Here is a 5,441-nt window from a genome sequence, read left to right on the forward strand (position 1 = left end):
CGCGGCTCACAGCCACGGCGCCGGCTTGTCCATCGCGATCAGTTGCTCGACCTCGATGCGCGGGCGCACCACGGCGAACTGATCGGCTTTCACCAGAACTTCAGGCACCAGCGGCCGCGTGTTGTAGGTGCCGGCCTGGACGGCGCCGTAGGCGCCGGAGGTCATGATGGCGATCAGGTCGCCGGCCTTCAGCTCCGGCAGCTTGCGATCAAGCGCGAGGTAATCGCCAGTTTCGCACACCGGGCCGACCACATCGGCGACCATCGTGGGCACGTCGGGTGCCGGCTCCGAGACCGGCAGGATTTCGTGATAGGCCTCGTACAGCGTTGGCCGGATCAGGTCGTTCATCGCTGCATCAATGATCACGAAGGTCTTGCCGTCGCCGTGCTTCACATAGATCACCTTGGCGACCAGGATGCCGGCATTGCCGACGATCAGCCGGCCCGGCTCGAACAGCAGCGTGCAGCCGAGATTGTGGGTGACGCGCTTGACCATCTCGGCGTAGGCGAACGGTTCCGGCGGTGCGTCGCGATCCTCGTAGTACGGGATGCCGAGACCGCCGCCGAAATCGACGTGATTGATCGTATGACCATCGCTGCGCAGCGCGTGCACGAATTCGGCGACGAGGCGAAACGCGGCTTCCATCGGCGCCAGATCGATGATCTGGCTGCCGATATGCACATCGACGCCGGTGACCTGGATGCCCGGCAGCTTGGCGGCGCGGGCGTAAACCTCGCGCGCATGCGCCAGCGGGATGCCGAACTTGTTCTCGGATTTGCCGGTCGAGATCTTGGCGTGGGTGCCCGAGTCGACATCCGGATTGACGCGGATCGAAATCTTGGCAGTCCGTCCTGTTTCGACCGCGAGCCGCGACAGCAGTTCGAGCTCCGGCTCGGACTCGACGTTGAGGCACTTGATCTCGGCGGCCAGCGCTGCACGCAGCTCAACTTCTGTCTTGCCGACGCCGGAGAACACGATCTTGCTCGCCGGAATACCCGCCGCCAGCGCGCGCTGCATCTCGCCGCCCGACACCACGTCGGCGCCGGCGCCGAGCTTGGCGAGCGTTCGCAGCACCGACTGGTTGGAGTTCGCCTTCATTGCGTAGCACACCAGCGCGTCGGTGCCGGCGAAGGCCTCGGCGAACACGCGGTAGTGCCGCTCCAGCGTCGCGCTCGAGTAGCAGTAGAACGGCGTGCCGACCTCGTCGGCGATTGATGCAAGGCTGACGTCTTCGGCGTGCAGCACGCCCGGCGCGGTAGTCGAAATGACCCATCGGCGACCTATAGCGTTTTCGAGCGAAATGGAAACCGGTTCGCGTGAAGAAAACCCGTCCCAACGAGAATCCAGAGCTTCGGTCCTGATTTCATCAGGACCGGCAAGGCCCTAGTCCAGCAGCCGATCGAGGATGATAGGTTTCTTGGTGCCCTTGGCGGCCGAGGGCGGCGCGTTGGCGCCGTAGGACGAATCGAATACGTCGCCCTTGGCGGCGGGCGTGCTGGCCGCAGCGGCGGACGGCACATCGGCCGCACCCGCCGGCAGATCGAGCCCGGCCTTGCGGCCGCAGCCGGCCAGCGCCAGCGCGGTCGCGGCGATCACCACAAGCGCCCATCGCGATGGGCTGGTCACGCGAGTCACGTCGATGTCCCCAATTGCCGCGGCACCATACCGGGATTGCGCCGCTCTGGCGAGACCCGCGCGAGCCTGCCGGGCGGCCGTGCGGATATTCCGATTAGCTCGATTTGTGGCCTTTTTCCAGGCGCTTGAGCCAGGCTTTGGCCTGCGCCCGGACATTCTTGGGCGCTGTGCCCCCATACGAGGTCCGGCTGTTGACCGACGCCTCGACGCTCAGCACCGCCAGCGCCTCCTTGGTGATGCGCTTTTCGACCGCCTGCATCTCGGCAAGCGGCAGCTCGTGCAGCGCCACGCCGGCCTTGGCGGCGGCGGCGACGATGCGGCCGGTGACGTGGTGGGCGTCACGGAACGGCATCTTCAGGGTCCGGACCAGCCAGTCGGCGAGGTCGGTGGCGGTGGCGTAGCCCTCGCCGGCCGCGGCCTTCATGCGCTCGGGCTCGGGCTCGAGGTCGTGCACCATGCCGGTCATCGCCCGGACCGCCAGTGACAGCGCCGCGAAGCCTTCCATCGCGCCCTGTTTGTCTTCCTGCATGTCCTTCTGATAGGCGAGCGGCAGGCCCTTCATGACGATCAACAGGCCGTTCAGCGCGCCGATCACGCGGCCGGTCTTGGCGCGGACCAGCTCGGCGGCGTCGGGGTTGCGCTTCTGCGGCATGATCGACGAGCCGGTCGTGAACTTGTCGGACAGCCGCACCAGCCCGACCAGCGGCGAGGTCCAGATCACGATCTCTTCGGCGAAGCGCGACAGATGGACGGCGCAGATCGAGGCGGCCGACAGCGTCTCCAGTACGAAGTCGCGGTCCGACACGGCATCCAGCGAATTCGCCATCGGCCGGTCGAAGCCGAGCTTGGTGGCGGTGGCGTGGCGATCGATCGGAAACGAGGTGCCGGCCAAAGCGGCGGCGCCCAGCGGACTTTCGTTGAGCCGCTTGCGGGCGTCCTGGAAACGGCCGCGATCGCGCGCCGCCATTTCCACATAGGCCATCAGATGATGGCCGAAGGTGACGGGCTGCGCTGTCTGCAGATGGGTGAAGCCGGGCATCACCGTGCCGGCGTGCTCCAGCGCGCGGGTGGCGAGCGCATGCTGGTAGGCGGCGAGCGCCGCGTCGGTCTCGTCCAGCACGTCGCGGACATAGAGCCGGAAGTCGGTCGCGACCTGATCGTTGCGCGAGCGAGCGGTGTGCAGCCGCCCGGCGGCGGGGCCGATCAGCTCGGCGAGCCGGCTCTCGACATTCATATGGATGTCTTCGAGCGCGCGCTTGAATGTGAACTTGCCGGCGCCGATGTCTGACAGAATCGTGTCTAGACCCTTGGCGATGTTTTTAGCATCGTTCGCCGTGATAATGCCCTGCGCGGCCAGCATGGCGGCGTGAGCCTTCGACGCCGTGATGTCCTGGGCGTAGAGGTGCCGGTCGACGTCGATCGAGACGTTGATTTCTTCCATGATGGCGTCGGGACGCTCCGAAAACCGGCCGCCCCACATCTTGTTGCTCATCGCTCGCCGTCCATCATGTCGCCGCTCGTCCTGTCGCTCATGCCCGCCTCGACCATCCGAAACCGCCGATCGCCGCCCGCGGGCGGTGCGGCCTCATCCCGATTGTGCCGATGACCGATGCTTCGCCTGATCCCGTTCCGCCGCGCCGCGGCCGCCTGACCCTGGTGGTGGCGGCGATCGCCGTGCTGATCATCGCGGGCGCCGCCGGGATATACGGGATCGGCGGCCTGCAGCGCAATGCATCGGGCGACCCGACCTGCCGTCCGGCTGTCGCCAAAGCGCAGCAGCTCAAGCCGCTGATGAAGGGCGAGGTCGCGGCGCTGACGCCGGCGGCATCGCCGCTCAAGCTGCCCGATCTGGTGTTCGACGATGCCTCCGGTCAGCCCAAGAAGCTGTCCGACTTCCGCGGCCGCACGCTGCTGGTCAATCTGTGGGCGACCTGGTGCGTGCCATGCCGCAAGGAAATGCCGGCGCTCGACAATCTGCAGGCCAGCCTCGGCAGCCCGAATTTCGAAGTGGTGGCGATCAACATCGACACCCGTGATCCCGGCAAGCCGAAGCAGTTCCTCGAAGACGGCAAGCTGACCCATCTGGCGGTGTTCAACGACGCCTCGGCCAAGGTTTTTCAGGAGCTGAAAAGCATCGGCCGGGCGCTCGGCATGCCGACCTCGCTGCTGGTCGACAGCAACGGCTGTGAAATCGCCACGATCAACGGCCCCGCCGAATGGGACAGCGCCGATGCCACCGCGCTGATCAAGGCGGCTGTGAAGCCGTAATCGATTTCCGTTTTAAGATCTAATCGCCGTCATGCCCGGGCTTGTCCCGGGCATCCACGAAGCCGCGAGCGCTGTGCATGGAGCCGTGGATGGCCGGGACAAGCCCGGCCATGACGCCGCGTAACGAAGATCAGGCGCTGATGTTGAGATTGCCGCCGATGCCGGCGCCGACATTGGCGAGCGAGTTGCCGCCCTGCGATCCGGTGCCCAGCAGCGCGTCGACCACCTGACGCTGCGCGTCGAGGTTCTGCTTCAGCACGGTCGTGGCAATCTGGGTCTGCGTGTTGCTGGCCTGCATGCCGAGCGCCGCAGTGACGAGGCTCATGTCCATGAGCGTGAGTCTAGCGCGAGAGCGTTAATGAAGCCTCGCTTCGCCGCCGGCAATTCGACGCACATGGCAATTCATCGTCATGGCCGGGCTTGTCCCGGCATCCACGAATCTCTGCCCGTCCGCGAGACAGTAAGACGTGGATGGCCGGGACCAGCCCGGCCATGACGGAATAATCGCGATGCGCGACCTCAGCGCGTCGGGACTGGCTTGTCGCCGCGGTAGTCGTAGAAGCCGCGGTGGGTCTTGCGGCCGAGCCAGCCGGCCTCGACGTATTTCACCAGCAGCGGGCAGGGGCGGTACTTCGAGTCGGCGAGGCCCTCGTGCAGCACCTGCATGATCGACAGACAGGTATCGAGTCCGATGAAGTCGGCCAGCTCGAGCGGGCCCATCGGATGATGCGCACCGAGCTTCATCGCCATGTCGATGGCCTCGACGTTGCCGACGCCTTCGTACAGCGTGTAGATCGCCTCGTTGATCATCGGCAGCAGGATGCGGTTGACGATGAAGGCCGGGAAGTCTTCCGACACCGCGATCTGCTTGCCGAGCTTGGTAACGAAGGCTTTCGCGGTCTCGAAGGTGGCGTCGTCGGTGGCGATGCCGCGGATCAGTTCGACCAGCTCCATCACCGGCACCGGATTCATGAAATGAATGCCGATGAAGCGCTCCGGCCGGTCGGTCGACGCCGCCAGGCGGGTGATCGAGATCGATGAGGTGTTGGAGGCGACGATCGCCTCCGGCTTCAGCGTCGCGCACAGCTCGTGGAAGATCTTGCGCTTGACGTCTTCCTTCTCGACCGCCGTCTCGATCACGAGGTCGCAATCGGCCAATCCCTCGAGGGTTTCGGTCGCGGTGATGCGCGCCAAAGCCTGCTTGCGGGTGTCCTCGGTGATGATCTTCTTGGCGATCTGGCGCGACAGATTGCCGTTGATGGTGGCCATCGCGGCCTTGAGCCGGTCGGCCGAGACGTCGTTCAGCACCACGTCGAAACCGCCGAGCGCGCAGACGTGCGCGATGCCGTTGCCCATCTGGCCCGAGCCGATTACGCCGACTTTCTTGATTGCTGCCGCCATCTCGCCATCTCTTTGAGGATCCCGGCCGCGCGCCGCGCCGGCCGAACCATTGTCGCATATTCCGCGGGCCGAAATCCGGGACTTCGGCCGCAGGTCCGTTACACGGGAAACGCATCGGAGCGGCGCCGGGTTCGGCC

5 protein-coding genes and 1 pseudogene are annotated in these 5,441 nt (G+C 65.8%); 1 reads left to right on the forward strand and 5 read right to left on the reverse strand.

What is annotated here, in order from left to right; genetic code table 11:
• Positions 1 to 6: 6 nt before the first annotated feature.
• The 3 genes and pseudogenes from lysA to argH form a co-directional block, all read right to left on the reverse strand.
• Positions 7 to 1,273 (reverse strand): annotated as a pseudogene (gene lysA / locus I5M_RS28905) (diaminopimelate decarboxylase).
• Between the two features lie 110 nt (positions 1,274 to 1,383).
• Positions 1,384 to 1,626: a lipoprotein gene (locus I5M_RS33420; protein WP_022719566.1), complete on the reverse strand. Its 243-nt coding sequence runs from the start codon at positions 1,624 to 1,626 to the stop codon at positions 1,384 to 1,386.
• Between the two features lie 103 nt (positions 1,627 to 1,729).
• The gene (argH, locus tag I5M_RS00255) at positions 1,730 to 3,127 is read right to left on the reverse strand and encodes an argininosuccinate lyase (RefSeq protein WP_022719567.1); all 1,398 of its coding nucleotides are present in this window, start codon (positions 3,125 to 3,127) and stop codon (positions 1,730 to 1,732) included.
• Between the two features lie 110 nt (positions 3,128 to 3,237).
• Between argH and I5M_RS00260 the strand changes: the two genes are divergently transcribed.
• Complete coding sequence (locus tag I5M_RS00260) at positions 3,238 to 3,903, forward strand: TlpA disulfide reductase family protein (protein ID WP_022719568.1); 666 nt, start codon at positions 3,238 to 3,240, stop codon at positions 3,901 to 3,903.
• Between the two features lie 130 nt (positions 3,904 to 4,033).
• On the opposite strand, the gene I5M_RS00270 is transcribed toward I5M_RS00260, so the two are convergent.
• Both I5M_RS00270 and I5M_RS00275 read right to left on the reverse strand, forming a co-directional pair.
• Positions 4,034 to 4,234, reverse strand: coding sequence for a putative motility protein (locus I5M_RS00270; RefSeq protein ID WP_022719570.1), 201 nt, complete (start codon positions 4,232 to 4,234; stop codon positions 4,034 to 4,036).
• Positions 4,235 to 4,422: 188 nt separating this feature from the next.
• The gene (locus tag I5M_RS00275) at positions 4,423 to 5,304 is read right to left on the reverse strand and encodes a 3-hydroxybutyryl-CoA dehydrogenase (RefSeq protein ID WP_022719571.1); all 882 of its coding nucleotides are present in this window, start codon (positions 5,302 to 5,304) and stop codon (positions 4,423 to 4,425) included.
• Between the last annotated feature and the right edge of the window lie 137 nt (positions 5,305 to 5,441).

The sequence above is a fragment of the Rhodopseudomonas sp. B29 genome (assembly GCF_000333455.1).
Lineage (GTDB): Bacteria > Pseudomonadota > Alphaproteobacteria > Rhizobiales > Xanthobacteraceae > Rhodopseudomonas.

What these genes read in the sequence shown, in the direction of transcription:
- I5M_RS00275 (WP_022719571.1), bottom strand. Translation starts at nt 5,304, where the DNA reads ATGGCGGCAGCAATCAAGAAAGTCGGCGTAATCGGCTCGGGCCAGATG.
- argH (WP_022719567.1), bottom strand. Translation starts at nt 3,127, where the DNA reads ATGAGCAACAAGATGTGGGGCGGCCGGTTTTCGGAGCGTCCCGACGCC.
- I5M_RS00260 (WP_022719568.1), top strand. Translation starts at nt 3,238, where the DNA reads ATGACCGATGCTTCGCCTGATCCCGTTCCGCCGCGCCGCGGCCGCCTG.
- I5M_RS00270 (WP_022719570.1), bottom strand. Translation starts at nt 4,234, where the DNA reads ATGGACATGAGCCTCGTCACTGCGGCGCTCGGCATGCAGGCCAGCAAC.